The sequence below is a fragment of the Paraburkholderia tropica genome, assembly GCF_914484835.1.
Classification (GTDB): domain Bacteria; phylum Pseudomonadota; class Gammaproteobacteria; order Burkholderiales; family Burkholderiaceae; genus Paraburkholderia; species Paraburkholderia tropica_A.
Genome location: NZ_CAJZAR010000031.1, coordinates 83999 through 103909, shown reverse-complemented (window position 1 = coordinate 103909; position 19911 = coordinate 83999). Strand labels below are relative to the sequence as shown.

31 protein-coding genes and 1 tRNA gene are annotated in these 19911 nt (G+C 61.9%); 20 read left to right on the top strand and 12 right to left on the bottom strand.

What is annotated here, in order from left to right; genetic code table 11:
• Positions 1–16: 16 nt before the first annotated feature.
• The 10 genes from LDO54_RS04655 to LDO54_RS04610 form a co-directional block, all read right to left on the bottom strand.
• The gene (locus LDO54_RS04655; RefSeq protein ID WP_224007108.1) at positions 17–1318 is read right to left on the bottom strand and encodes a phage portal protein; all 1302 of its coding nucleotides are present in this window, start codon (positions 1316–1318) and stop codon (positions 17–19) included.
• Positions 1315–2952 carry a terminase large subunit gene (locus tag LDO54_RS04650; RefSeq protein WP_224007105.1) on the bottom strand — a complete coding sequence of 546 codons (1638 nt, stop codon included), beginning with the start codon at positions 2950–2952 and terminating at the stop codon, positions 1315–1317. The genes LDO54_RS04655 and LDO54_RS04650 overlap by 4 nt, the downstream gene beginning before the upstream one ends.
• 77 nt (positions 2953–3029) lie before the next feature.
• Positions 3030–3533 carry a P27 family phage terminase small subunit gene (locus tag LDO54_RS04645; RefSeq protein WP_224007102.1) on the bottom strand — a complete coding sequence of 168 codons (504 nt, stop codon included), beginning with the start codon at positions 3531–3533 and terminating at the stop codon, positions 3030–3032.
• Positions 3534–3755: 222 nt separating this feature from the next.
• A complete protein-coding gene (locus LDO54_RS04640; protein WP_436975501.1) occupies positions 3756–4076 on the bottom strand; it encodes an HNH endonuclease in 321 nt (106 codons plus the stop codon).
• Between the two features lie 190 nt (positions 4077–4266).
• The gene (locus tag LDO54_RS04635) at positions 4267–4680 is read right to left on the bottom strand and encodes a hypothetical protein (protein ID WP_224007096.1); all 414 of its coding nucleotides are present in this window, start codon (positions 4678–4680) and stop codon (positions 4267–4269) included.
• 11 nt (positions 4681–4691) lie between these two features.
• Positions 4692–5726: a helix-turn-helix domain-containing protein gene (locus tag LDO54_RS04630; protein WP_224007093.1), complete on the bottom strand. Its 1035-nt coding sequence runs from the start codon at positions 5724–5726 to the stop codon at positions 4692–4694.
• 3 nt (positions 5727–5729) lie between these two features.
• On the bottom strand, positions 5730–7097 hold the full coding sequence (dnaB, locus tag LDO54_RS04625) for a replicative DNA helicase (RefSeq protein ID WP_224007615.1): 1368 nt from the start codon (positions 7095–7097) through the stop codon (positions 5730–5732).
• Between the two features lie 28 nt (positions 7098–7125).
• Entirely contained in the window at positions 7126–7632 is a 507-nt protein-coding gene (locus LDO54_RS04620) for a phage regulatory CII family protein (RefSeq protein ID WP_224007090.1), read from the bottom strand.
• Positions 7633–7850: 218 nt separating this feature from the next.
• The gene (locus LDO54_RS04615) at positions 7851–8024 is read right to left on the bottom strand and encodes a hypothetical protein (RefSeq protein WP_224007087.1); all 174 of its coding nucleotides are present in this window, start codon (positions 8022–8024) and stop codon (positions 7851–7853) included.
• Positions 8025–8187: 163 nt separating this feature from the next.
• A complete protein-coding gene (locus LDO54_RS04610) occupies positions 8188–8502 on the bottom strand; it encodes a transcriptional regulator (RefSeq protein ID WP_224007084.1) in 315 nt (104 codons plus the stop codon).
• Between the two features lie 71 nt (positions 8503–8573).
• Here LDO54_RS04610 and LDO54_RS04605 point away from each other — a divergent pair, with 71 nt between their 5' ends.
• The 18 genes from LDO54_RS04605 to LDO54_RS04525 all read left to right on the top strand — a co-directional run bounded on the left by LDO54_RS04605 (position 8574) and on the right by LDO54_RS04525 (position 16747).
• Positions 8574–9332, top strand: coding sequence for a LexA family protein (locus LDO54_RS04605; RefSeq protein ID WP_224007081.1), 759 nt, complete (start codon positions 8574–8576; stop codon positions 9330–9332).
• 132 nt (positions 9333–9464) lie between these two features.
• Positions 9465–9626, top strand: a complete 162-nt coding sequence (locus tag LDO54_RS04600; RefSeq protein WP_224007079.1) for a hypothetical protein — start codon at positions 9465–9467, stop codon at positions 9624–9626.
• A 4-nt stretch (positions 9627–9630) separates the two neighbouring features.
• Positions 9631–9756, top strand: coding sequence for a hypothetical protein (locus LDO54_RS38875; protein ID WP_290371063.1), 126 nt, complete (start codon positions 9631–9633; stop codon positions 9754–9756).
• 3 nt (positions 9757–9759) lie between these two features.
• Positions 9760–9960: a hypothetical protein gene (locus LDO54_RS04595; protein WP_224007076.1), complete on the top strand. Its 201-nt coding sequence runs from the start codon at positions 9760–9762 to the stop codon at positions 9958–9960.
• Positions 9957–10103: a hypothetical protein gene (locus LDO54_RS04590; RefSeq protein WP_224007072.1), complete on the top strand. Its 147-nt coding sequence runs from the start codon at positions 9957–9959 to the stop codon at positions 10101–10103. Before LDO54_RS04595 ends, LDO54_RS04590 begins: the two co-directional genes overlap by 4 nt.
• A gap of 9 nt (positions 10104–10112) precedes the next feature.
• Positions 10113–10319, top strand: a complete 207-nt coding sequence (locus tag LDO54_RS04585; RefSeq protein WP_224007069.1) for a hypothetical protein — start codon at positions 10113–10115, stop codon at positions 10317–10319.
• A gap of 35 nt (positions 10320–10354) precedes the next feature.
• Positions 10355–10879 carry a PRTRC system protein E gene (locus LDO54_RS04580; RefSeq protein ID WP_224007066.1) on the top strand — a complete coding sequence of 175 codons (525 nt, stop codon included), beginning with the start codon at positions 10355–10357 and terminating at the stop codon, positions 10877–10879.
• 12 nt (positions 10880–10891) lie between these two features.
• Entirely contained in the window at positions 10892–11278 is a 387-nt protein-coding gene (locus LDO54_RS04575) for a PRTRC system protein C (protein ID WP_224007063.1), read from the top strand.
• Between the two features lie 4 nt (positions 11279–11282).
• Positions 11283–11465 carry a hypothetical protein gene (locus LDO54_RS04570; protein WP_224007060.1) on the top strand — a complete coding sequence of 61 codons (183 nt, stop codon included), beginning with the start codon at positions 11283–11285 and terminating at the stop codon, positions 11463–11465.
• Complete coding sequence (locus LDO54_RS04565; RefSeq protein ID WP_224007058.1) at positions 11462–12532, top strand: PRTRC system protein F; 1071 nt, start codon at positions 11462–11464, stop codon at positions 12530–12532. The genes LDO54_RS04570 and LDO54_RS04565 overlap by 4 nt, the downstream gene beginning before the upstream one ends.
• Positions 12529–13242: a PRTRC system protein B gene (locus LDO54_RS04560; RefSeq protein ID WP_224007055.1), complete on the top strand. Its 714-nt coding sequence runs from the start codon at positions 12529–12531 to the stop codon at positions 13240–13242. The genes LDO54_RS04565 and LDO54_RS04560 overlap by 4 nt, the downstream gene beginning before the upstream one ends.
• A 5-nt stretch (positions 13243–13247) precedes the next feature.
• Positions 13248–14051: a PRTRC system protein A gene (locus tag LDO54_RS04555; protein WP_224007052.1), complete on the top strand. Its 804-nt coding sequence runs from the start codon at positions 13248–13250 to the stop codon at positions 14049–14051.
• A gap of 4 nt (positions 14052–14055) precedes the next feature.
• Entirely contained in the window at positions 14056–14427 is a 372-nt protein-coding gene (locus LDO54_RS04550) for a hypothetical protein (RefSeq protein ID WP_224007049.1), read from the top strand.
• Positions 14424–15176 (top strand): PRTRC system ThiF family protein, encoded by a 753-nt coding sequence (locus LDO54_RS04545; protein ID WP_224007046.1) that lies wholly within the window; start codon positions 14424–14426, stop codon positions 15174–15176. The genes LDO54_RS04550 and LDO54_RS04545 overlap by 4 nt, the downstream gene beginning before the upstream one ends.
• On the top strand, positions 15173–15490 hold the full coding sequence (locus LDO54_RS04540) for a hypothetical protein (protein WP_224007043.1): 318 nt from the start codon (positions 15173–15175) through the stop codon (positions 15488–15490). The genes LDO54_RS04545 and LDO54_RS04540 overlap by 4 nt, the downstream gene beginning before the upstream one ends.
• A 12-nt stretch (positions 15491–15502) precedes the next feature.
• Positions 15503–16129, top strand: coding sequence for a DUF551 domain-containing protein (locus LDO54_RS04535; RefSeq protein WP_224007040.1), 627 nt, complete (start codon positions 15503–15505; stop codon positions 16127–16129).
• Positions 16116–16490 (top strand): hypothetical protein, encoded by a 375-nt coding sequence (locus LDO54_RS04530; RefSeq protein WP_224007037.1) that lies wholly within the window; start codon positions 16116–16118, stop codon positions 16488–16490. Before LDO54_RS04535 ends, LDO54_RS04530 begins: the two co-directional genes overlap by 14 nt.
• Positions 16487–16747, top strand: coding sequence for a pyocin activator PrtN family protein (locus tag LDO54_RS04525; protein ID WP_183038197.1), 261 nt, complete (start codon positions 16487–16489; stop codon positions 16745–16747). Before LDO54_RS04530 ends, LDO54_RS04525 begins: the two co-directional genes overlap by 4 nt.
• On the opposite strand, the gene LDO54_RS04520 is transcribed toward LDO54_RS04525, so the two are convergent.
• Entirely contained in the window at positions 16732–17808 is a 1077-nt protein-coding gene (locus LDO54_RS04520) for a site-specific integrase (RefSeq protein WP_224007033.1), read from the bottom strand. The two genes, LDO54_RS04525 and LDO54_RS04520, sit on opposite strands and share 16 nt — an antisense overlap.
• 119 nt (positions 17809–17927) lie before the next feature.
• On the opposite strand from LDO54_RS04520, the gene dusA reads away from it, so the two are divergent.
• Together dusA and LDO54_RS04510 are read left to right on the top strand one after the other, a co-directional pair.
• Positions 17928–18959 (top strand): tRNA dihydrouridine(20/20a) synthase DusA, encoded by a 1032-nt coding sequence (dusA, locus tag LDO54_RS04515; RefSeq protein ID WP_290371062.1) that lies wholly within the window; start codon positions 17928–17930, stop codon positions 18957–18959.
• Positions 18960–19057: 98 nt separating this feature from the next.
• Positions 19058–19133 (top strand) — tRNA-His (locus LDO54_RS04510).
• 307 nt (positions 19134–19440) lie between these two features.
• On the opposite strand, the gene LDO54_RS04505 is transcribed toward LDO54_RS04510, so the two are convergent.
• Positions 19441–19785 carry a hypothetical protein gene (locus tag LDO54_RS04505; protein WP_224007027.1) on the bottom strand — a complete coding sequence of 115 codons (345 nt, stop codon included), beginning with the start codon at positions 19783–19785 and terminating at the stop codon, positions 19441–19443.
• Between the last annotated feature and the right edge of the window lie 126 nt (positions 19786–19911).

Sequence of the window (19911 nt, the reverse complement as noted above, 5' to 3'; positions counted from 1 at the left end):
CGCGCGCCCGCGGTTGTCATTGAGCAGCTGCAGGATCTGGTTTTTGCGCATCTTTGGTTCCCTGAAAAATGGTGTCACCGTCCGGCACAGTCGGCAGGTTCAAGCGGCGGCGCACCTCGTTGAGCGTCATGATTCCCGGCTCGCCAGCGCGACCGCGCGCAAGGCGCAACGTTTCGTAGAGCGATTTCGTGTCACCGCGCTCAAGCGACGACACGTCATGGCGCACGCCGCGGTTTCCACTGCGCACGACCTTGCGGTTGAGTTCCTGCGCGATCTTCACCATGTGCCGCTGCAACGTGTACTTCACGAAACTGATGCCGAACTGCTCGACGCTCGAACCGAGCGTCGTGGTTTTTTCAGGCCGGCCGATCATGTAGGGCATCACACCGAAAATCCCGCAGACGTCGTCATCAGTCAGCTTGCGGCTTTCGATCAGCTGCGCGTCAGCGACGGACATGCTGATCTCTTTCACGTCCATGTCGCCGCCGAGGACAATCGGTGCGTTGCTGTTGTTCAGCCCCGAGTAGCGCTCCATCCACTGCTTTCGCAGCAGCAGGACCTTCGCTTCATCCAGCTTGCCCTCTGCTTTCAGCACGAGATCGGGTCGCAGACCGTCGCTCACCAGGGCTTCGATCAGTTCGCCGGCCGCCGCCGACATGCCGACCGGCTGACGCAACACGTGCCGGATCTGCGACATGCCGCGCCGCCCGTCAAAACCCGGGCCGGGAACGTGGATCATGTCGTCCTGATCGACAACCTCGATCGTCCCCGTCGTCTCGTTCCAGAGCGTGTAGACGAGGCGATCGTCGACGATGTCGGGAAACGCAGCCAGCGGGTGGTACGGCTCGAAGGCTTCGATCTTTGACGACCACGGCGTCACGCGCCGGATCCGCATGAACATATCGCCATGCAGCAACAGCCCCTGAATGCCAAACTCCCAGCCGACCGCCGCCGACCAGCGCGGGTGCATCTGTTCGTTGAGCAGATACCAGAAGTCGGATTTCACCGGCAGCGTATCCAGTCCGACCGATTCGAATTCCTCGATCGTCGTCGCGGCGATCGCGCCGCCAATCAGCGACACGCACGAATACACGGTCGCAACGCTCATTGCGCCGCGCTCGCTGATCGGTCGCCCGCGGCCCGGCGCGCCGGTCAGCCAGCTATATGCTTCGCTGCCGCGCGTGATCTCGCTCACGGGCACCGGCCCGACCGTGCCCTGCGCATTTACACGCTGCGCCTGGCGCTGGGCGTTCCACTCATTGAGGATGCGCGAGCCGCCCGGATCGGCGCGGCCCGCACTGTTCGCGTTATGCGTCATAGGATGTAGATTTCCGGTTCGGGATCGGGCTCGTGCGTGAGTGCCCGAGTGAGCGCCATGCACGTCGCGACGATCGGATCAATGCGCCCGTTCGACGTTTTCTTGTTCGGCCGGATGTTTTCGTTGGTGTCGATCAGCAGCGTGACGTTGCTCGCGCACCAGCGCAAAACCGGATTACCGCCGTGCCGCAGCGCGCCGCTGTAGACGAGCCGCTCGAGCAGCTTCGCGCCCGGCGACAGGCCCGCCATGTTCTGCGCCAGCTGCACCATCGGCACGTCACGTTCGAGCAGCTCGCTCACAACGTGCGTCGCATTCCACGGATCGAACGCGATGTCCTGCACGTCGAATACATCGCAGGCCTCGACGATGGCGTCACGCACCGCGCCGTAATCCGCCACCGCGCCCTCGGTCACCGTCAACCACTCTTCTGCCGCCCACTTCGCGTACGGCGCGGCATCGCTCTTTGACTGCTCGTCGACCTTGCTCTGCGGCGCGAAGATCCGCGCGACCACGAACCACTCACCGTCCTCGTCCTGCGCTTCGACCGTGTCGCCATCGAAGTCGGGCGGCGGAAACACCAGCACGAACGCGCACAAATCCTGCGTGCTCGCCAGATCCAGGCCGCCATAGCACTTGCGGCCTGCAAGCCGGCGCACGACAAACGGCTCGCCTCCGCGATCCCAGACCGCGATATCGAACCAGCTCAACGCCGAGTTGACCCAGACGTTCAGGTCTTTGGTCAGGAAATTCGCCTTCGCGCTCGGCAGCTCGGCGGCCTTCGCCGCCTGCGCAACCATGTACTCGCGCGTCTTGGCGCTCCCGAGGCTCGGGTTCGCCTTGACCCAGACGTCCGGATTGAGCGGATCGTCTTTCGGGTCGAGCGTGTAGATGTAGCCGAAGAAGCTGTCGTCGACCTTCTTGCCCTTCAGGATCAGCGCGAGGTACGCGCGGATCTCGGTACAGATGCCGTCGAGGATGTAGCCGGCAGTCGTGATCGCCGAGATCAACGGTTGCAACCGCGCGCCAAGCGCCGACTCCATCACGTCCCACACTTCGCGCGTCGGGTGCGCATGCAGCTCGTCGACGATACACACATGCGGATTCAGGCCATCGAGCGAATCGGCGTTCGCCGGCAGCGGCTTGAAGATGCCGCTGCCGAGCGCGATGCGCTCCTGATTCGTGCCGTCGTAGACCCTGACCAACTTTGCAAACTTACGCGAACGCCGCACGCGCCGCTTGTAGTTGTCGAGCGCCGGTTTGAACACGCTCATCGCCTGCTCGCGCGTCGTCGCGATCGTGTACACCTCCGGCCCGATCTCGCCGTCCATCAGAAACAGATAATCGGCAATGCCCGCTTTCCAGGTCGACTTGCCGTTCTTGCGCGCGACCTCTTCATAGCCCGTTCGAAAGCGGCGCCGCCCCGTATCCGCGCGACGCCAACCGAACAGCACCGCGGTCCAGAAACGTTGCCAAGGATCGAGCACGAGCGGCGTACCCGCCTTCGCGCCCTTGATGTGCAGGAACTGCGATTCGATCCAGTTGATGCAGTGCCATGCGTGCGCCGCGCTGAACAGCAGGGCGCGCGCCGGGCCATCGACCAGATCCTCGTAATGCCGAAGCACAGCGAGGAACACGAACTCGCCGACAACGACATCGCCGCGCAAAACCGGCAGGCCGTAGGCGACATCCCACTCATGCAGGTCGCCGGGCGTCAGGCGTGCGAGACGCTCGGGTGCGACCGTGCATGCTCCAGCATCTGATCGAACAAATCGTCCTGCGGATTCGGATCCTCCATCTTCGATTTCGCGATCAGCATCGATGGCAGTGTCAGGCAGGCTTCCGGCAGACATTTGAGCAATCCGTCTTTCAGGCCCTTCGCCGCGTAGTACAGTTGATGCGGCTGGACGTGCCCGTTCGGCGTCGTCGTCATGAACGATCCGTTGTTGATCTTTTCGAAGTCGCGCAGCTGAAGCTCGGCCTTCACCCAGCGCACAAAGTCGACGCACACAATCGCGAGGATCACGCCCGCCGTCTTGTGCGGCACACCCTCTTCGCGCAGCGCGAGGCACAGGTAGTCCCACACCTTGCGGTGCGACGACTCGAAGTGCACGCCCGGCGGAGGCGGCGGCGACTCAATCACCTTTCCGACGTTGCCCACGGTAGGTCGCGCAGCCACGCCACCCGGGGCCGGCGTATTCGATTCATTCGAAGCCATAGAGCCTTTCCTGTGCGTGAGCCGACAAAAACTTCATCTCGCCTTGTCTGAGCGGCTCTATCGGGCGGCGTTTTTAACCCCCCCCTCTCTGAAAAACGTGCCACGAAAAAATTTGGCTGGGCGTTCGGTCCCGAAGCGGTTTTGCCTGGAAAAAACACGCCCCCCTGCCTAAAATTTAAGCAGTCCTGAAAAATTGTCGAAATTTCGTGCTCGCGCGCCTGCTCAGCGCCGGGCGCGCCCGCGCGCACCTTCGTCGGCCGTCTTTGCCTTGTGGCACGCGACGCAGATCGACTGGAGGTTCGACTCGTCGTCGGTTCCGCCTTCGGCCTTGCTCACGATGTGGTCGACGTGGCGCGCCGCAGCCACGCGACCGAGCGCGAGACACGGCTGGCAAAGCCCGTTGTCCCGCTTGAGAATCTTTTCGCGCAGCTTGACCCACTTCGAACCGTAGCCACGTGCGTGGCGCGAGCCGCGATGCGGGTTTCGATTCCAGCCTGCTGTCTCGCTCGCATGCGCCTCGCAGAAGCCCGGCTCATCGATCAATCGACAGCAGCCGTGATGCCGGCATTTCGTTGGTGCTTTCTTCGGCATGACGCGACCCAATGCAAAAAGCCCCGAGGCTTTCGCTTCGAGGCTTTAGGTGTTCGGCTTACGCTTGGCGTGCTGATACCCGGCAGGGCCGCACACACTCGGTAGAAACCGGAATCAAGTTGTGAAGCGGAGTGTATGCGAGCTATTTCGTTTCCGCAAGTGCCTTTTCGTTCATGCTGTCAATGATCGACTGCATCGACACGAACTCGCGGCGCGGCGCGGCAAGCTTCTCCTCGATTGCGCGCACTGCGTGCGCAAGCGCGAAATCGAATATCGTCGTTGGTCGAACGCGCAAACCGAGGCGACGGCAGATGACGAACGGCGGCTTGCGCCACACGAAGTGCATCCGCAACAGTTGCCGATCCATCGGCATGATCCCTCGCAGCGCGACCTCAATGCGATTCGCGTCCTCAACATCAAGTGACGCGTCGATCGTCCTGCCCGGCACGCTTGTATCGCGAAAATAGATGTTGGCGGTCAGCCCCAAGCCACCAGCGTCGCTCGGCGACACACGCTGGCATCTCGCCCAATTAATCAAACGATCTTCGAGTTTCATGCGGTCCTCGCTCATTCCTCGTGATAGCCGATGTGGTCCCGGCAGTAGCCGCGCCGGGACAGCCCGGCGCCGATGATGGTGGTCGCTCTGCGCGCGCAGCGGCAGCCGTTTTCTTCGTGAGCGCACTGGCGATCGTCAGCAGCGGGTGCCGCAGCACCGTTCGCCGCGCCGGTCGCGCGCTTCGCTTCTATCGCCGCGTTGCGCCGTCGACGGATTTCGTCCCAGTTCTTGCGCAGCCGCGCGGGCGCGATCACGATGGCGGCCCAGAAGCGATCGACGTCAGCCCACGCAAAGAGGCGCGCGATTTCGTGTGCCGTGCGCCCGTCGTCGCGGATCATCGCTGCGAGTTCAGCCGCCCATTCGCCGATATCGGGCTGTGCCAGATCCGGCATGCGCTTGCGAATCCGCTCAAGCATCCACAGCGCGAGCGAGCGCTCTTCGTTCACATGTTTTTCTCTCTGATCGCCGCCCGTGGTACTAACCACTGAGGTATGAGAGAGGGAGGTTGTATACGTACTTCTGTTAACTGGTTTACTAGTAGGAACGTCGTTCCGGTAACTTTCGCTTTCGCTGCTCATTTCTTGAGCAAAATTGGAACGTGCTTCCGGTACGCTGCCTGCTTTTTGGGCGTTACCGGAAAATGGTTCCTCTTTCCGGTTTTGGGCCGGTTTACCGGAATCTCCTTCCAGTTCGAGGTTATCCACAGCATCACTGGCTGCAAGGTCGAATTCGGCCATGTCCATCTGCGTACGCGCAGCGCTCTCGGGGATCGACAGGCGATAGTGGCCATGCGCCCACTTCCGGCCGCGTTTGCGCGACTTCCAGCGGGTCAGCCAGCCGGATTGCTCTGCAACGGTGAGGTGTGTGCCGACACTGCGTTCGGTGAGGCTCGCGAGCTCGGCGATCGTCTCGACAGACGGCCACACGATCTCGTCAACGGCGTTGGCATATTCGGCGATCACGAACAGCACGAGCTTCGTCGTCGACGGCAGCTCGCTGCGCGCCATCGCGCGGCGCCACGTGAAAAACGGTGAAATGGTTCTCATGCGTCAATAACCTGTGTCCGGTTCGGCGAAGTTTTCGAACCGGGTAATTGCGTTCTGGAACGCCAGGCGAACGGTGCCGATCGGGCCGTTACGCTGCTTGGCGATGATGATTTCGGCAGTGCCGCGGTCGGCACTGTCCGGGTTGTAGACTTCGTCGCGATAGATGAAGAGGATCACGTCGGCGTCCTGCTCGATCGCGCCCGACTCGCGCAGATCGGACATGACCGGACGTTTGTTCGGACGCTGCTCCAGGCCGCGATTAAGCTGCGAGAGCGCGATAACCGGCACATCGAGCTCCTTAGCGATCTGCTTGAGCGCACGCGAGATTTCCGCGACCTCGCTCGCGCGCATCTCGGTGCCGGCGCTATCGCCCGACATCAGCTGCAGGTAGTCGATCACGATCACGCCGAGCCGGCCGCGCTCGCGATGCAGGCGGCGCAGGCGCGCCTTGAACGCAGACGGCGTGATCGCGGAACTGTCGAGCACGTCGATCTGCGCATCCGCCATCGTCTGCACGCCGTGCGTAAGCCGCGGCCAGTCGTCGTCCTCAAGGCGACCGGTACGGAGGCGCTGCTGGTTGATTCGCGACACCGACGCCAGCATGCGCATCGTCAACTGCTCTGTGGGCATTTCGAGGGAGAGGACCGCGGCCGGCAAACCGAGCCGTATGGCGACGTGCTCTGCGATGTTCATCGCGAAGGACGTCTTACCCATCGATGGACGACCGCCGACGACGATCAACTCGCCGCCGTGCATGCCGTCAAGGCGCGCGTCGAGATCGACGAAGCCCGTCGACGTGCCCGTGATGCCGCCGCGGTCCTCGCGGTTGAACAGCTCGTCGATACGCTCGATGACGCGCGTGAGCGCGGGCAACATCGGCTGGAATTCGTCAGCGCCGCGCGCGGCGGTTTCGGTCAGGCGCTGGATGCCCGAGAGCGCCTGGTCGAGAATTTCGGATGATTGCCGCCCGGCCGTGTTGTGGCAGTTCTCGATCAGTTGCCGCCCGACGCGCACCGCGCCGCGCAGCTGCGCGCGCGAACTTACGATCTCCGCGTACCGCACGATGTTCGCCGCGCTCGGCGTCGAGCCGACGAGGTCGTTGAGATAGCGCAGCGGCTGCTCGACCTTCGCGACCGTCGACGTCAGCCGCTCATAGACCGTAACGACGTCAGCGGGCCGTTGCGCGAGAATGAGGTGTGTGATCGCATTGAAGATCGCACGGTGTTCACCTACGGTGAAATCCTCGGCCGTAACCGTGGCGCTGATCAGGTCATACGCGCTGTTGTCGAGCATCAACGCACCGAGCACTGCCTGCTCGGATTCGACGGACGCAATGACCCCTTGCGCTTCAGCTTCGTAGCTGGCGCCCATTAAACCCCCGGCATTCGTAAAGGCGTCGTTAGTGCTGCGCGTCGACGAGCGCGTGCGCGGTCTGCACCGCGCGCTCGATCTGTCGCTGTCCTTCGCGCGCAATACGCTCGATCGACTCGACTTCACGCGGCTCGATCTTGCCGTCCTCGGCCGCCTTGCGGATCTCGTCAGCCAGTTGGCCCGTGCGGTTGCTGACGACGAGCGCGGCATTGACGAGCGCGCCAATGCCATCGCGAGCCGGGTCGGCCACCGTTTCAGAGGCGATCAAGCCAAAGCGGGCATTGAACGCATGCACGGCATCCAGTGCGTGCGGCTGGTTTTTCTCGACCATCCACTCGACGAGCAGCTCGAACATCTCGCCCGAAATCCGGGCGCCCTCGACCTCCCGCAACTTCAAGCGAAGCGACTCGGCGCCGATGCGCACCCCGCGGCGCTCGGTCAGAAAGCGCGCGGCCTCCTCCACCTTGCCCGGCGTCTTGAGCACGGACGTGTAAAGCACATCGGTCCATGCAGTCTCGCTATATCTCGACGTCACGTTCTATCCCCTTGTGGATAACTACTTTTCATGCTGTTAACCGGCTCCCAGGTCGCCTACGATTCACGCAAGCAACAACCCACCGAGCCAGCGATGATCAACAAAAATGAATCGACACACGCCCATGCGACAATGGCGCCAAACGGCACACACCGACTTACTGCATGGCGCAAAGAACAACTAGAACGCGTAGGCGAGCGCACCCATTCGCGCTTCGATCAATCGACTCGGTCGAGCGTCACCCGCCCCTCGTTAATTCGCCACGGCAGCCGATCGGGTTGCAGCGCATCGATCCGCGCCTGCTCGGCGCCAGCGCGCAGCCCCTGCTCGTCGTGCAACTCGAGCGCAGGCCGCCGCAGCGTGAGCAACAGTCGGGCAAACAGCCGTTTCATAAAAACGCCTCTCGATGTTGTGCAGGCGCACGGAATCCGCCGCGCGGAGGTACACCATGCGTAACAGGGTTGCGGGACAACGACTTGCGGCACGGCGCGTGAAAGTCGCCATCACCCTCTCGGCGCAGCAGCGACGCGACGACGAACGTTTCAGGCGCTTTCTTCATTTGCTGCTTTCGCCGCAGTCAAGCGGAGGCCTACCAACCGGCGGCTGAGTGTCGTCACTCGAGGCCAACCGTTTCGTCGCAACAAAGTCCGGGTCGAGTTCGGGCCAGATTTCTCGCCAATCGACGGGCCGCAAGTCCTGTCTACGGACATCGCCCTGCGTCCACTTTTCGATCGCAACGCAACGCTTTTCGGAGATTGGAGCAGTGCCGTGCGCCATCTGCGAGAGATAGGACGGCGAGACGTGCAGAAACGCGGCCAGTCTGGTGGCCGTTCCGCGCTCGGCAGTGGCGAGGTAGGTTTTGAGGTCCATGCCGGCGAGTTTAGTTATCACTAAACCATTGGTCAAGTGAATACTAATTTATAGTTCTCTAAACTACTACAATGGACATACAGGAAAAGCGACGCACCCAGCTGCGTAAGTGGGTAGCGCTCAACGGCACGCCGCAGAAGGAAAAGAGCTACTTCTCACAGCTCTTGAACGCGAACGCCTCTTTTGGCGAGCGCGCCGCGCGACGCATCGAGGATCAATATCGGATGGGCGTCGGCTATCTCGATAGCGACAGCAACGCCATCGCCATCGGCGGGGAAGCACTCGACAATGCTGTCGAATCGCCGACGAATGGTGAAAAACTAGGTTACATTAAGCAAACGGGCGCCCTTATGAAGACCGATAATGGCGGCCGGATGTCAAAGCAATTCGATGCGAACATCGGACCGACACCCGTCGATCATCGCCGGGTTCCCGTAATCAGCTACGTTCAAGCCGGCCTGATGACGGAGGCAATCGATCCGTATGCGCTCGGGCAAGGGTTTGAAACAATAATGACCGATGTCGAAGTATCTGAGAGTGCTTTCGGGCTGGAAATACGGGGAAAGTCGATGGAGCCGGATTTTTTTGAGGGCGACCGCGTGATCGTAGATCCGCGAGTGGAACCCCTACCCGGCGACTTCGTTGTTGCAAAAAACGGACATGAAGAGGCGACCTTCAAGAAGTACCGTCCGCGCGGGACCAACGACCACGGCCAGATGGTTTTCGAGCTCGTCCCCCTAAACGACGATTTCCCGATCATGCACAGCGAGCGCGACCACATGCGCATCATCGCAACGATGGTCGAGCACCGCCGGTACCGTCGTCGTTAAGTAATCACTGCACACAGTAAGTAATACGCCCCGCCGAGCCGGGGCGTTTGCACGTCTGCGCCCTCGGTTTAGTTTTTACTTTACTTTCAGTTTAGTTTTTACTAACATGCGTCCATCCACTACGGAGGACACATGCGCAGCTACCGTTGTTTCTACCTGATGAAGGGCGACGAGCCGAGCCCGGTCACGCCGTTCGTCCAGCTCCAGGCCGCTGACGCTGTCAGCGCCGCTCAACTCGCGATGCGCGTCACGGGCTGCACCCACGTGACCGAAGTCGTGCGCATCGCCGAGTAACGCGATGACGCTCGAGCAACTCGAAAAACTCGCGAACGGCTGGCCGTTCAAGCGCGACTGGCATGCGTTCGCCGTGCTGGCCGTGCTCTACATGCTGGCCGCGTCCATCGCACCGCTCTGCGGAGCCTGAGCGATGACGACCACGCACATCAACGACAAGCGGCTGACCCCGGCCACGATCGAGGCACGCATCACGTCTGCGGCGGCATTCGCCGACGCGCACTCGCGCGCCGACGATGCCAACGATCGCGCGCAACTCTTCATCGCCGCTGTCACCGGCTTCTTTACGGCAAATGTCGCGCGCTCCCGCGCGTCACGCCCGGGGGCGGCATGACCGGCAAACCGCAAAAGACCATGCCCCTCTGGCTGATCTGGATCATCGCGCCGATCGCACTCGTTGCGCTCTCCGCGATTCAGGTTGCGCTGGACCCCGAGGCCGCGCCCGTACAACCGCAGCACGCCGAACGATCCGCCTGAGGTTCGAACATGGAACGAGGACATCTCCCGCGGCACTTGCTTCGCGCCGAATGGCAGCTGCTCAGGATGACTGGCGACTTTGACGCCGCAATCCGGCGGCCGGAGATCGTCCAGACGCTCGAAACCTCGGCACGCGCTCGCGAAGAACGCGACCGCCGCCGCGCCGCGACACGCGCCGACTCGAAATTGCGCGCCGCAGGCGACTACGACAGCTAACCCGCCCCGCTCCACCAACCAAACGAGGTGACCACATGTCCCTGTTCACATCGCTGCACCCGCTCGCGCGCCGAACGACGCTCACCCTGCTGATCACCGCCGAAGGCGACCAGCTGCGCGTGAACGTGATGCCGCGCGCCAACGACGACGCCAAGGGCGAAAAGACGCTCTACCCGCTTTCTCTGCTCGCGACCCCAGAAGAACTCGACGCCGAATTCGCCGACGCCGTGTCGATCTACGAACCGAGCATTGCGTCGGTTCTCGATCAGGCGCGTGCCGCAAGCGCCGCGAACAACGGCACCGCTGCCCCTGCGCTTCCCGCACCCGGCGGCTCCAAGCGCAAGGGCGGCCGCCCGCCGAGGGCCGAGAAAGCCGAAGGCGAAAAAGCATCCGGAGACGACGCCACCGGCGCATCCGAAGTCGATCCGCGTCAAATGCGGATCGACGAGCCGGCCGCGCAAGACACGCCGCCGCTCGCCGAATCGCCGACGCAAGAGCAACCGCCCGTTGAACAGCCCGCCGCAGCGCCCGCGCAATCCGAAGGCCTCGACGTTTTCTAAGGAGCGCCCAACATGCAAATCGAAACGCTCGCACGCGAATTCGTCTACAACGGGGCGCGCCTGACCGACCCTGCGCCGAACTTCTCACTGCAACAGGTCCGCGACTTCTACGCGAACACGTACCCCGAGATTGTCAATGCGGAGATCGAGGGGCCCGAAGTTAAAGGCAACAGGAACGTCTACACGTTCCGCCGCGCCGTAGGCACGAAGGGTTGCACGGACCAGGTGCTCGGCGCGCGCGCACAGATTGAGTCTGTGCTCGCCGCAGGAAGCATTGTTCCGCAGCCGATCCGCGCATATCTCGACGAACTCGATCAGATCGCGAGTGCGCACGTGTGCCCGCTGCTCGACGAGGAAATTGCGTTCATCAAAGCGCTGCATGCGCGTTACGCAGGCTGACGCGATGACGCTCGATCAACTCCGCGCCGAACTTGAGGGGCACGCGCCCGGCGAAGTGAGCGCCACGACGCTCGCTCCTGCAGTCGCACGCGACCCCAATACTGAGAAGCTTTATCGACTGGCGACTCAGCGCGCGCGCAGAACCCGCATGCAACTGCCTCACAACCAGATGCCGGTGCTGCCATGACCAATCAGGCTCTCGCGCTACCCAATCTTGAAGGCATTCCGACGCGCTACACCGTGCCGGCTGCCGACTCGTTCCTGCGCCCACTCGCGCTGGCGATGCTCGACGACGGCCTCATCAACGACGCCGATGTCGCGCGGCGCCCCGCGTCGACGATGACGCTCTGCACCAAGGCACTCAACCGCCATTGGCGCGAAGTGGCGGATCGGCTCTCGCTGTTCCAGTGGAACCTTCGGATCGAAGAGAACCGGAGCTCGAACAACTTCCACTGGAGGTCGCAAGACGCGATCAAGCACGCGACCGCGTGGGCACTGATCACCACGAAGAATGGGCCGGTCAGCGGCCCGATCGTATGCGTCGGGCCCGCGGTCGAATGGCTTGAGGGTTTGCGTACGGGCCTCGGTCAAACAATTCTCGCCGCGCTGTATGACGTGCTCGACATGCTGCCGCTCGTCTGCACCACCAGCAAGATGATAGACATGGGCAAGTACGCCTACTGGCAAGGCTGCGCAACTGAGGAAGATGCGCTTGAGGAATTGCAGGCCGTCTACGACTGCACGCGCGAAGAGATATTGACCGATCACGAATTCGTCAGCCACAAGGATCTGTTCGGCACGATGCCCGAGTGGGCGGGCAATCCGCAACGCGTCCTGACGCGAGCACAGGTAAATCGCGTAGCGCGAGGCGATCACTTCGCGAGTGAGCTCGTCGACGCAATGGACGAATTGTGGACGGCGTTGACCTTCTGCGGTCCGTTCCCTGACCTGTCAGCTCGCGACCTTGGTGCGGACCTGGTCGACTTCACGCTGATCGTTCGCTGGTCCGACGACGACTCGACCGGCCGCGTGATCGATGACTATGCGCGCTTCGCCTATGAAGGCGACTACATTGAAGCCGCGAGCGTGACGCCGATCCGCCTCAACGACGATTCAGGACACTCGTCACTGCGCGAGTGGCTCCAAAAGATGCACTCCGCCGCGTTGCTCGCGCGCGCCGCCGAACGTGTGCTGGAGCTTCTCGGTTCCCGCGACTTCATCCAACCTCGCGCTCTCGTACGGGTGTTCGCATGAATGACGTCCAGATTGCGTGCGAGTCCGACACGGATCTCGAAATCGACGCCGCGCTGCTGTTCTATCGCGCCCGCGCCAACGGCGCTGTATACGCAACACAGCACGCTGTACGCGTGGTCGACGATCGCCCTGCGTTGCTGCCGGGCGTCCCACTCACGCTGGAAGCGCTCGCAGAATTTGCAGATCTCGCAGCGCGCCGCACCAGCTATCGCGGTTTCGTGCACGAGCGCGTCGTCTATTTAGCACCGAACATGCTTGTCTGGTGGGTGCCCGCGTGCACGCGCCGGGTGTGGTTTCAGCATGCAGGCGAACTCGGTAACGCGTCGGGCGACTGCCAGCACCCTCCACTGGTGTTCGCCGCGACGCGCGGTAACTGGTCCGTCTTTGCGCTTCGCGATAACGCCCGTCCGGACGCGCAAACCGCGCTCTACCGCGCACCGTATTTCAACGTGTGGGAGGACGGACGCATCTGCGTCGGCAACGTCGTCACTCCCGACACGCTCAACAGCGACAGCATCAAGCCGTATGAGGACGCCTTTTTCCGCAGCCGGTTTACGCATGCGAACGCCGACAAGCTGATCAAAGGCCGCGGCGGCGCCGTGCGGCTCTGGAAGCAACTGCTCGACGGCTCGCCGTTCCCTCTCCATCAACTGATCGACGCCAAGTGCACGCTCGCCGACGTCGTCAAAACCATCTCGACCGAGGACTGACCAACATGGAACAACTGCTCAACGCATTCCAAACCGCCGCACACGCAGGACTGCAAAACATTGCGGCAGCGCTCGACCAATTCTCGAAGGGCGTCACCGACGAAATCGCACGCGCCAAACCGCGCGCGATCGCGGCATCCGAGGATGACGAGCAGCTGCACCTCGATGTCGCACTCTTCGACAGCGCGCCAACGGTAGCCGTGCCGAAGCACGCGAAGTTTGCCGCCCTTAAGGAAATCGGCCACCGGTTCCTGATGACGGCCGAAGGCGTTTTCGTGGAAATCCGCCGCCCGTGGCTGCACATCATCCAGCGTCTCGCGTGGACGCGCGACGGTGCGATCCCCACCGCGGGCCCGGTGCCGCCCTATGGCACGGTGGAAGAGAAGGTCGAGTTCGCGTTCGGCCGCCTTGGAAGCGCACTGCAGGAGCTGCAGGCATTCGCGGCCGAAGCGCGCGCGGCGCTCCCTAACGAATACGCAGCCTGGATCGTCTGGGACGCTGAAAAGCAGAAGCTGCAGTATCGGCCCCTCCTCGCTACGAGCGCGACGCCCGGCTCGATCACCTTCGAGCGCCCGGCGCTCGCCGAGCACGAGAGCCTCGCTATCGACCTCCACAGCCACGGGAACGGTTCGGCCTTTTTCAGCGCAACGGATGACGTCGACGACGCCGGCGAGGTGAAGATTTCCGGCGTGTTCGGCAGCCTCGGCGATGGATGCGCACCCGACGTCGCGTTCCGGCTCTGCGTGCTCGGCATGTTCATTCCGTTGAAAGTGCCCGCGTCCGCGATCTTCAAGCAGCCGGAGGCTTGAGGGAATGGATCTCTTGACCCTGATCGAGCTCGCGGCCAGCGCCGCGAAATTTGAACACCGGCGCCATCGGGTGCGAGACGTCGAAGCGATCCACGTGCGCGCAGTCGGCGCCCGATCATGGCGCTTCTTCGACCCGATCAACCGTGACGCGGACATGGCGGAACTCTCGTCAATTCTGCGCATCGACGTCACGCACTTTTCGATGCACATCGCAGCGGGTGGCGGCGGCAGTGACCCGGCGACCCGCCAATTCGCTTTCGACGAGGTTTACGTCGGCAAGGACGATGACGAAACCACGCAGCGCCGACGTGCAGTGCGCCGCGCTGTGACGGAGTGCGCTGCGAAAATCGGCCAAGCCGCGCGAGGCGCTGCATGAGCGGCGCATTCCACGTCACGCCGCCCGGATTCCTCGACTCGCGCGGCCGAGTCAATGTCGCGCTGGTAGGTTGCGGCGGCAATGGCTCGCAAATGCTGACGGGGCTCGCGCGCCTGAATCACGCGCTCGTCAACCTCGGCCATTCCGGGCTGCACGTCACCGCGTTCGACGGGGATACGGTCAGCGAGTCGAATATCGGCCGCCAGATGTTCAGCCCTGCAGACGTCGGTCAACACAAAAGCTGCGTGCTCGTCCACCGCCTCAATGCGTTCTTTGGGCTCGACTGGTGCGCACGCCCGATTCACGCCGGCCCGGATGAACTCATCCGAGGCGGCCTTGATCTCGTCGTGCTGTGCGTCGACAGCATCGCGGCGCGCGCGGCAATGGCGAAGTGGCTGCGACGCGCGGGCGCCTACGTGATGGATCTAGGCAATCGCGCGAGCGACGGGCAGGTGATTCTCGGCATGAGCGAAAACGTTGGGCTTGCGAAAGACAGCGCCCCGCTTCGTTGGCCGTATGACGTACTGCCCGAACTGATCGACACGTCGCTACCCGAGGACGACACGCCGAGTTGCGGCCTGGCCGAAGCACTCGCGCGACAGGAGCTTTTCATCAATCAGGCGATCGTCACACCCGCCCTCGCGATCCTGTGGGAGCTTTTCCGGCACGGCCGCATCAGCTGGTGCGGGGCGTTCGTCAACCTCAAAACCGGCCACGTGCGGCCCTTGCCTGTGGATAACCCGAAATGAAAACGCCACGCTTTTTCTGGATTGGAGAAACGTCGGAAATCTTTGTGGCCGAGTCGTGGCAACAGATTCTGGCTGATCAGGGCCAGTGCGGCACCGGCATTGAGTCCGTTGTCGACGGCGCCGCACTGGACGACGACGGCGAAGAGATCGAATGGGGTGAGCTCGACCCCAATACGATGCGCATGTGGATGTGGGATTGCGATGAAAACGAGCGACCGCGCGGACTGATCAACGGAAATCTGTACGACCTCTACGCACTCACCGACGGCGGCCGATTCAACATGCCGGTCTTGTTCTGCACGCAATACAGCTGAAGCGAGAAAACGATGAATACGGAAAAAATGAACCAGACGATGCACGAGCTTTGCGCAGCTCTCTCCGAAGGCGCGGGAGCATCGTGGATCAGCGTTAATGACCGGCTTCCGCCCTTCGATGCCTACGTCCTTTTGCATAACGGGCGCTGGACCGGAATCGGCTGCCTCGCTTCCGGCGATCACTTTGAAGCCTCCGAGCGTTGGCAAGACGAGCAAGGAGAGTTTATTGAGCATCTCGGACCGGCTGTCACTCACTGGATGCAGATGCCGCTCAAGCCGGGCACAGCGAATCGCGAGCGCCTCACCGCCGCCGCGCGCGATGTGCTCGCCGAGCGCACGCGGCAGGTCAGCGAAGAAGGTTGGACTCCAGCGCATGACGATCAACATAGCGCCGGCGAAATGGCGCGCGCCGCATCGCAATATGCACTGAATGCAGCAGTCCCGCTCCGCACCGGGAAACGGTTCATGCCAGCTTTTTGGCCGTGGGATCCGGCGTGGTGGAAGCCGACCACACCGCGACGCGACCTCATCAAAGCAGGCGCACTGATCCTTGCCGAGATCGAGCGCCTCGACCGCGCGCACGCGAGCAACGAAGGTAACCGCGCTCCCATAGAAGGTGACCACGATGGCGAGCACTGAAAAGCGGCGCTACAGCCCGGCGACGCGAAACGGGAAGACGCAACAGGTCCGCGACCTTGCCATTTTGCGCGCAGACATCGTTGAGTTTCTTCGCACAACAGGCCCGCTTCCGAAGAAACGAATCATCGTTGCCATGCGCACCGTTTCGCGCATCGTTCAATCAGCCCTTGGCAGTGCTGAGGCAGCTGGTGAAGTCGAATCGTTCAAGGCGCTCAGTTCGCGCGGGCGAATGGATGAACTCTGGTGCGTCGCTGGTGACGCTCCCACTCGCCAGGCCTATAAATTTCGCGGCGCCGAAATCCTCGCCGCCTTACAGGCCGCAGCCGCAAGAACAGATCGCACCACGAGGGACACAAAATGAACACGACCTTTTTGCTTCTCGCTCAGTACGGCGCAAAAGCTGTGATTCCACTCGACGTAGTTTGCCGTGACTATTTTGCGCCGCTCACGTCTCCGACGCTCCAGCGCAAAATTTCCGCTGGCGAAATCAGACTGCCGCTTGTGCGAATGGAAGCATCCCAAAAGGGCGCAAAGGGCGTGCACGTTGAAGATCTCGCCAAGTACATTGACGACCGCCGCGCGGCGGCCGTCAAGGAGTGCACTCAGCTGTGCTCTTGAAGTGGCGCAATAATGTCAAGCCACTTCCATTTCGCCCACCTATCGCCCGTTTGGCGAAGGTGGGTATACCGCTTCAGCGAATTCCATGTGCGATGGCCGGTGACGGCCGCCACGTGCGGAATGTTCAACCCCATTTCAAAGAGTCGGCTGGTTCCCTCATGACGCAGATCGTGGAAGTGCAAATCCTCGATCGCCAGAAAGCTGCACGCCCGAGTAAAGCTCGCTGATATCGACCGGTGGTTGAAGGGGAATATCGGGCCGCTTCCCTTGGGCATCGCCTCGATCACGCGCGCAGCCTCAGTTGGCAAGTCGCACCACGTATCGTTGCCAACTTTTTGCCCGGGGTGTTTCATGTCGCGCACAAGTACCCGGTCGCGCTCGTAGTCGCGCCATTCGATGGTTGTAATTTCTTCCTGCCTGCGCGTCGAGAACATCGCGAACACGATAATTTTTTGCATCGGAATCTCCGCACGCTCGCGCTGTTCCATATCCGCGTAGTGGCGCAAAATTCGATCCAGTTCATCCGCCGTGGGTCGGCGATCCCTCTGCTTGGACTTCCCCACCTGCCCCAGCCGCTTCAAAACGACGCGCGCGTCAGCAAACTCTTTCTCGTCGATCGGATAGCCCCACGCGGGCCGCGCGATCGTTACCACGGGACTTAGGTGCGACAAATAGTTTTCGACCGTCTGAGGCTGCACCTCTAGATTCTGCGCGAAGGTCACGTAGGACTGGCTCTTGAGCTGACTACAGCGCAACTCGCCTATTGGCGCCGCCTTTATCGCGCCGAGTACCTGCTTCTTGGTCCTCCCCAGATCGCGCTTCGATTCCCGGATATAGCGATCGATCACGTCACCCAGCGGCGGATCCTCCTGCTTCACCGATTCGCGCGCGCCCGGTTGCGCAAGCTCTCGCTCGCGCTTGTCGAGCCAAGCTTGTGCGGCCGGGCGGCGGTCAAACGTCCTGGCTTCCGTAAACACTACGACACCCCGCTCCTTCAAACGAATCTGGGCGGTGTAGCCTATACTTCCATCCGCGCGCGCGCGCGACGAAATTGTCCCCATTGCTTCCCCAGTGCTACATCAAGTTTTCCGGTGCAACATCGTAGCACTTCGGGGTAAAAACCAGCAAAAAACGCGGATTTGCAGCGCGAATCACGCAACCTAGAATCGCCTGTAAGTCTATGAATAGCCAACAAAATTCAATGAAATCAACACCTCGTCGCGTGTCCGTGGCGCCGATGATGGACTGGACCGACCGCCATTGCCGCTCGCTGCATCGATTCATTTCCCGGCACACGTGGCTGTATACAGAGATGGTGACGACCGGCGCCCTGCTCCACGGCGACGTGCCGCGCCACCTCGCCTTCACGCCCGACGAGGCGCCGGTCGCGCTGCAACTCGGCGGCAGCGAACCCGACGACCTCGCGCGTGCGGCGAAGCTCGGCGAGCAATGGGGTTACGACGAGATCAATCTGAACTGCGGCTGCCCGTCGGAGCGCGTGCAGCGCGGCGCGTTCGGCGCCTGCCTGATGAACGAGCCGCAGCTCGTGGCCGATTGCGTGAAGGCGATGCGCGACGCGGTGTCGGTGCCGGTGACGGTCAAGCACCGCATCGGCGTGGACGCAGTCGAGGACTACGCATTCGTGCGCGATTTCGTCGGCACCATCGCCGACGCGGGCTGCGAGGTGTTCATCGTCCACGCGCGCAACGCGATCCTCAAGGGCCTGAGCCCGAAGGAGAACCGCGAAATCCCGCCGCTCAAGTACGACTACGCGTACCGCCTGAAGCGCGACTTCCCGAATCTCGAAATCATCATCAATGGCGGCATCAAGACGCTCGATGAAGTGGCGACGCATCTCGAACACGTGGATGGCGTGATGCTTGGCCGCGAGGCGTATCACAACCCCTACGTGCTCGCGGATGTCGATGCGCGCTTCTACGGCGCGAGCGGTCCGGCACTGACGCGCGACGAAGTCGAAGCGAAGCTCATCGAGTATTGCGCGGCGGAGTTGAAGCGCGGTACGTATCTCGGCGCGATCGTGCGTCACGCGCTCGGCCTCTATCGCGGCGAAGCGGGTGCGCGCGGCTGGCGCCGCATTTTGTCGGACAGCCGCAAGCTGCAGAAAGGCGATCTCGCGATCTTCGAAGAGGCGCGTTCGCATCTGCGCGCCCCGCTCGACGCCTCCGTCGAACTTTCTTCTGAAAATATTTGAATAAAGGGGCTAGGCAAGCCCATTAGGGTATGTATATAATCTTGCTTCTTGATTGACGCCGCTCACAAAGCAGCGCTAGCAGGAAAGCAGTAACAGTGGTGGCTGTAGCTCAGTTGGTAGAGTCCAGGATTGTGATTCCTGTCGTCGTGGGTTCGAGTCCCATCAGCCACCCCAAAGAATTCAAGCAAAAAGCCCAGTTCATCGAACTGGGCTTTTTGCTTTTAAGACTCGAAATTCGGAATTGCGCCCGCACACCGTTGCGGGCTTTTTTGCGTTCACTCGACGACAAATGACAGGCCGTCTCCACCGAGGGTATTTGTCGACGCGAGCAAATCAACAAAGGTTGCGGCGAAACGTGCCAGCATTCGCCCGCTAAGTTTCCGGGCGGCATCTCAACTACTTGCCTGGACGAGCTCGCGCACTTGCATGACCTCTTCCGCGTCGCGCGCAAAGTCACCGCTGAGCGCGCTCCACACGCAGCTTACGCGCCGTTTTTCTGATCGCGCGCAGCAATGAAGTGCCGATGAGCGACAACCTCCTGCGCGATCAATGCACGTATCAAATCGTCATTCGGGTTTTCAAGGATCAGCGGCGGCAGTTCCTTTGCCACCTTTTCGCGGGCAGTAACCCACGCCTCGTAGGCCGTTCCCATCTGGTCAATCCTCTCCATCCTCTCCCCGGCGATTAGTAATGATTCTTGTGATATTTCGGCCGAACTCGCCTGCTTTATCGACTCTCTCGGCGAAAGCGCGAGGGATTTAACCACAGCGCCGTGACAGAAACACTCGAGAAGGCTAGAGGCAGCGTTCAGTACATTCACCGCCATGTCATCCTCCTGCGTAGCGGCATAGCGATGGCCGACAACAGCAGTTCACGATGCTGCACGGAGTGCATCTGTCGTCCGGATCTCAAGGCATTTCGGTGCGCCATCTTCAGCACACTCTGCGCAGTT

Coding starts and splice junctions, on each gene's coding strand:
- LDO54_RS04545 (WP_224007046.1), top strand. CDS start 14,424: ATGAGCGGCGCATTCCACGTCACGCCGCCCGGATTCCTCGACTCGCGC.
- LDO54_RS04585 (WP_224007069.1), top strand. CDS start 10,113: ATGGAACGAGGACATCTCCCGCGGCACTTGCTTCGCGCCGAATGGCAG.
- LDO54_RS38875 (WP_290371063.1), top strand. CDS start 9,631: ATGACGCTCGAGCAACTCGAAAAACTCGCGAACGGCTGGCCGTTCAAG.
- LDO54_RS04595 (WP_224007076.1), top strand. CDS start 9,760: ATGACGACCACGCACATCAACGACAAGCGGCTGACCCCGGCCACGATC.
- LDO54_RS04615 (WP_224007087.1), bottom strand. CDS start 8,024: ATGAAACGGCTGTTTGCCCGACTGTTGCTCACGCTGCGGCGGCCTGCG.
- LDO54_RS04525 (WP_183038197.1), top strand. CDS start 16,487: ATGAACACGACCTTTTTGCTTCTCGCTCAGTACGGCGCAAAAGCTGTG.
- LDO54_RS04600 (WP_224007079.1), top strand. CDS start 9,465: ATGCGCAGCTACCGTTGTTTCTACCTGATGAAGGGCGACGAGCCGAGC.
- LDO54_RS04580 (WP_224007066.1), top strand. CDS start 10,355: ATGTCCCTGTTCACATCGCTGCACCCGCTCGCGCGCCGAACGACGCTC.
- LDO54_RS04565 (WP_224007058.1), top strand. CDS start 11,462: ATGACCAATCAGGCTCTCGCGCTACCCAATCTTGAAGGCATTCCGACG.
- LDO54_RS04590 (WP_224007072.1), top strand. CDS start 9,957: ATGACCGGCAAACCGCAAAAGACCATGCCCCTCTGGCTGATCTGGATC.
- LDO54_RS04645 (WP_224007102.1), bottom strand. CDS start 3,533: ATGGCTTCGAATGAATCGAATACGCCGGCCCCGGGTGGCGTGGCTGCG.
- LDO54_RS04560 (WP_224007055.1), top strand. CDS start 12,529: ATGAATGACGTCCAGATTGCGTGCGAGTCCGACACGGATCTCGAAATC.
- LDO54_RS04610 (WP_224007084.1), bottom strand. CDS start 8,502: ATGGACCTCAAAACCTACCTCGCCACTGCCGAGCGCGGAACGGCCACC.
- LDO54_RS04605 (WP_224007081.1), top strand. CDS start 8,574: ATGGACATACAGGAAAAGCGACGCACCCAGCTGCGTAAGTGGGTAGCG.
- LDO54_RS04535 (WP_224007040.1), top strand. CDS start 15,503: ATGAATACGGAAAAAATGAACCAGACGATGCACGAGCTTTGCGCAGCT.
- LDO54_RS04655 (WP_224007108.1), bottom strand. CDS start 1,318: ATGACGCATAACGCGAACAGTGCGGGCCGCGCCGATCCGGGCGGCTCG.
- LDO54_RS04505 (WP_224007027.1), bottom strand. CDS start 19,785: ATGGCGGTGAATGTACTGAACGCTGCCTCTAGCCTTCTCGAGTGTTTC.
- dnaB (WP_224007615.1), bottom strand. CDS start 7,097: ATGGGCGCCAGCTACGAAGCTGAAGCGCAAGGGGTCATTGCGTCCGTC.
- LDO54_RS04630 (WP_224007093.1), bottom strand. CDS start 5,726: ATGAGAACCATTTCACCGTTTTTCACGTGGCGCCGCGCGATGGCGCGC.
- LDO54_RS04570 (WP_224007060.1), top strand. CDS start 11,283: ATGACGCTCGATCAACTCCGCGCCGAACTTGAGGGGCACGCGCCCGGC.
- LDO54_RS04555 (WP_224007052.1), top strand. CDS start 13,248: ATGGAACAACTGCTCAACGCATTCCAAACCGCCGCACACGCAGGACTG.
- LDO54_RS04635 (WP_224007096.1), bottom strand. CDS start 4,680: ATGAAACTCGAAGATCGTTTGATTAATTGGGCGAGATGCCAGCGTGTG.
- LDO54_RS04550 (WP_224007049.1), top strand. CDS start 14,056: ATGGATCTCTTGACCCTGATCGAGCTCGCGGCCAGCGCCGCGAAATTT.
- LDO54_RS04530 (WP_224007037.1), top strand. CDS start 16,116: ATGGCGAGCACTGAAAAGCGGCGCTACAGCCCGGCGACGCGAAACGGG.
- dusA (WP_290371062.1), top strand. CDS start 17,928: ATGAATAGCCAACAAAATTCAATGAAATCAACACCTCGTCGCGTGTCC.
- LDO54_RS04575 (WP_224007063.1), top strand. CDS start 10,892: ATGCAAATCGAAACGCTCGCACGCGAATTCGTCTACAACGGGGCGCGC.
- LDO54_RS04520 (WP_224007033.1), bottom strand. CDS start 17,808: ATGGGGACAATTTCGTCGCGCGCGCGCGCGGATGGAAGTATAGGCTAC.
- LDO54_RS04540 (WP_224007043.1), top strand. CDS start 15,173: ATGAAAACGCCACGCTTTTTCTGGATTGGAGAAACGTCGGAAATCTTT.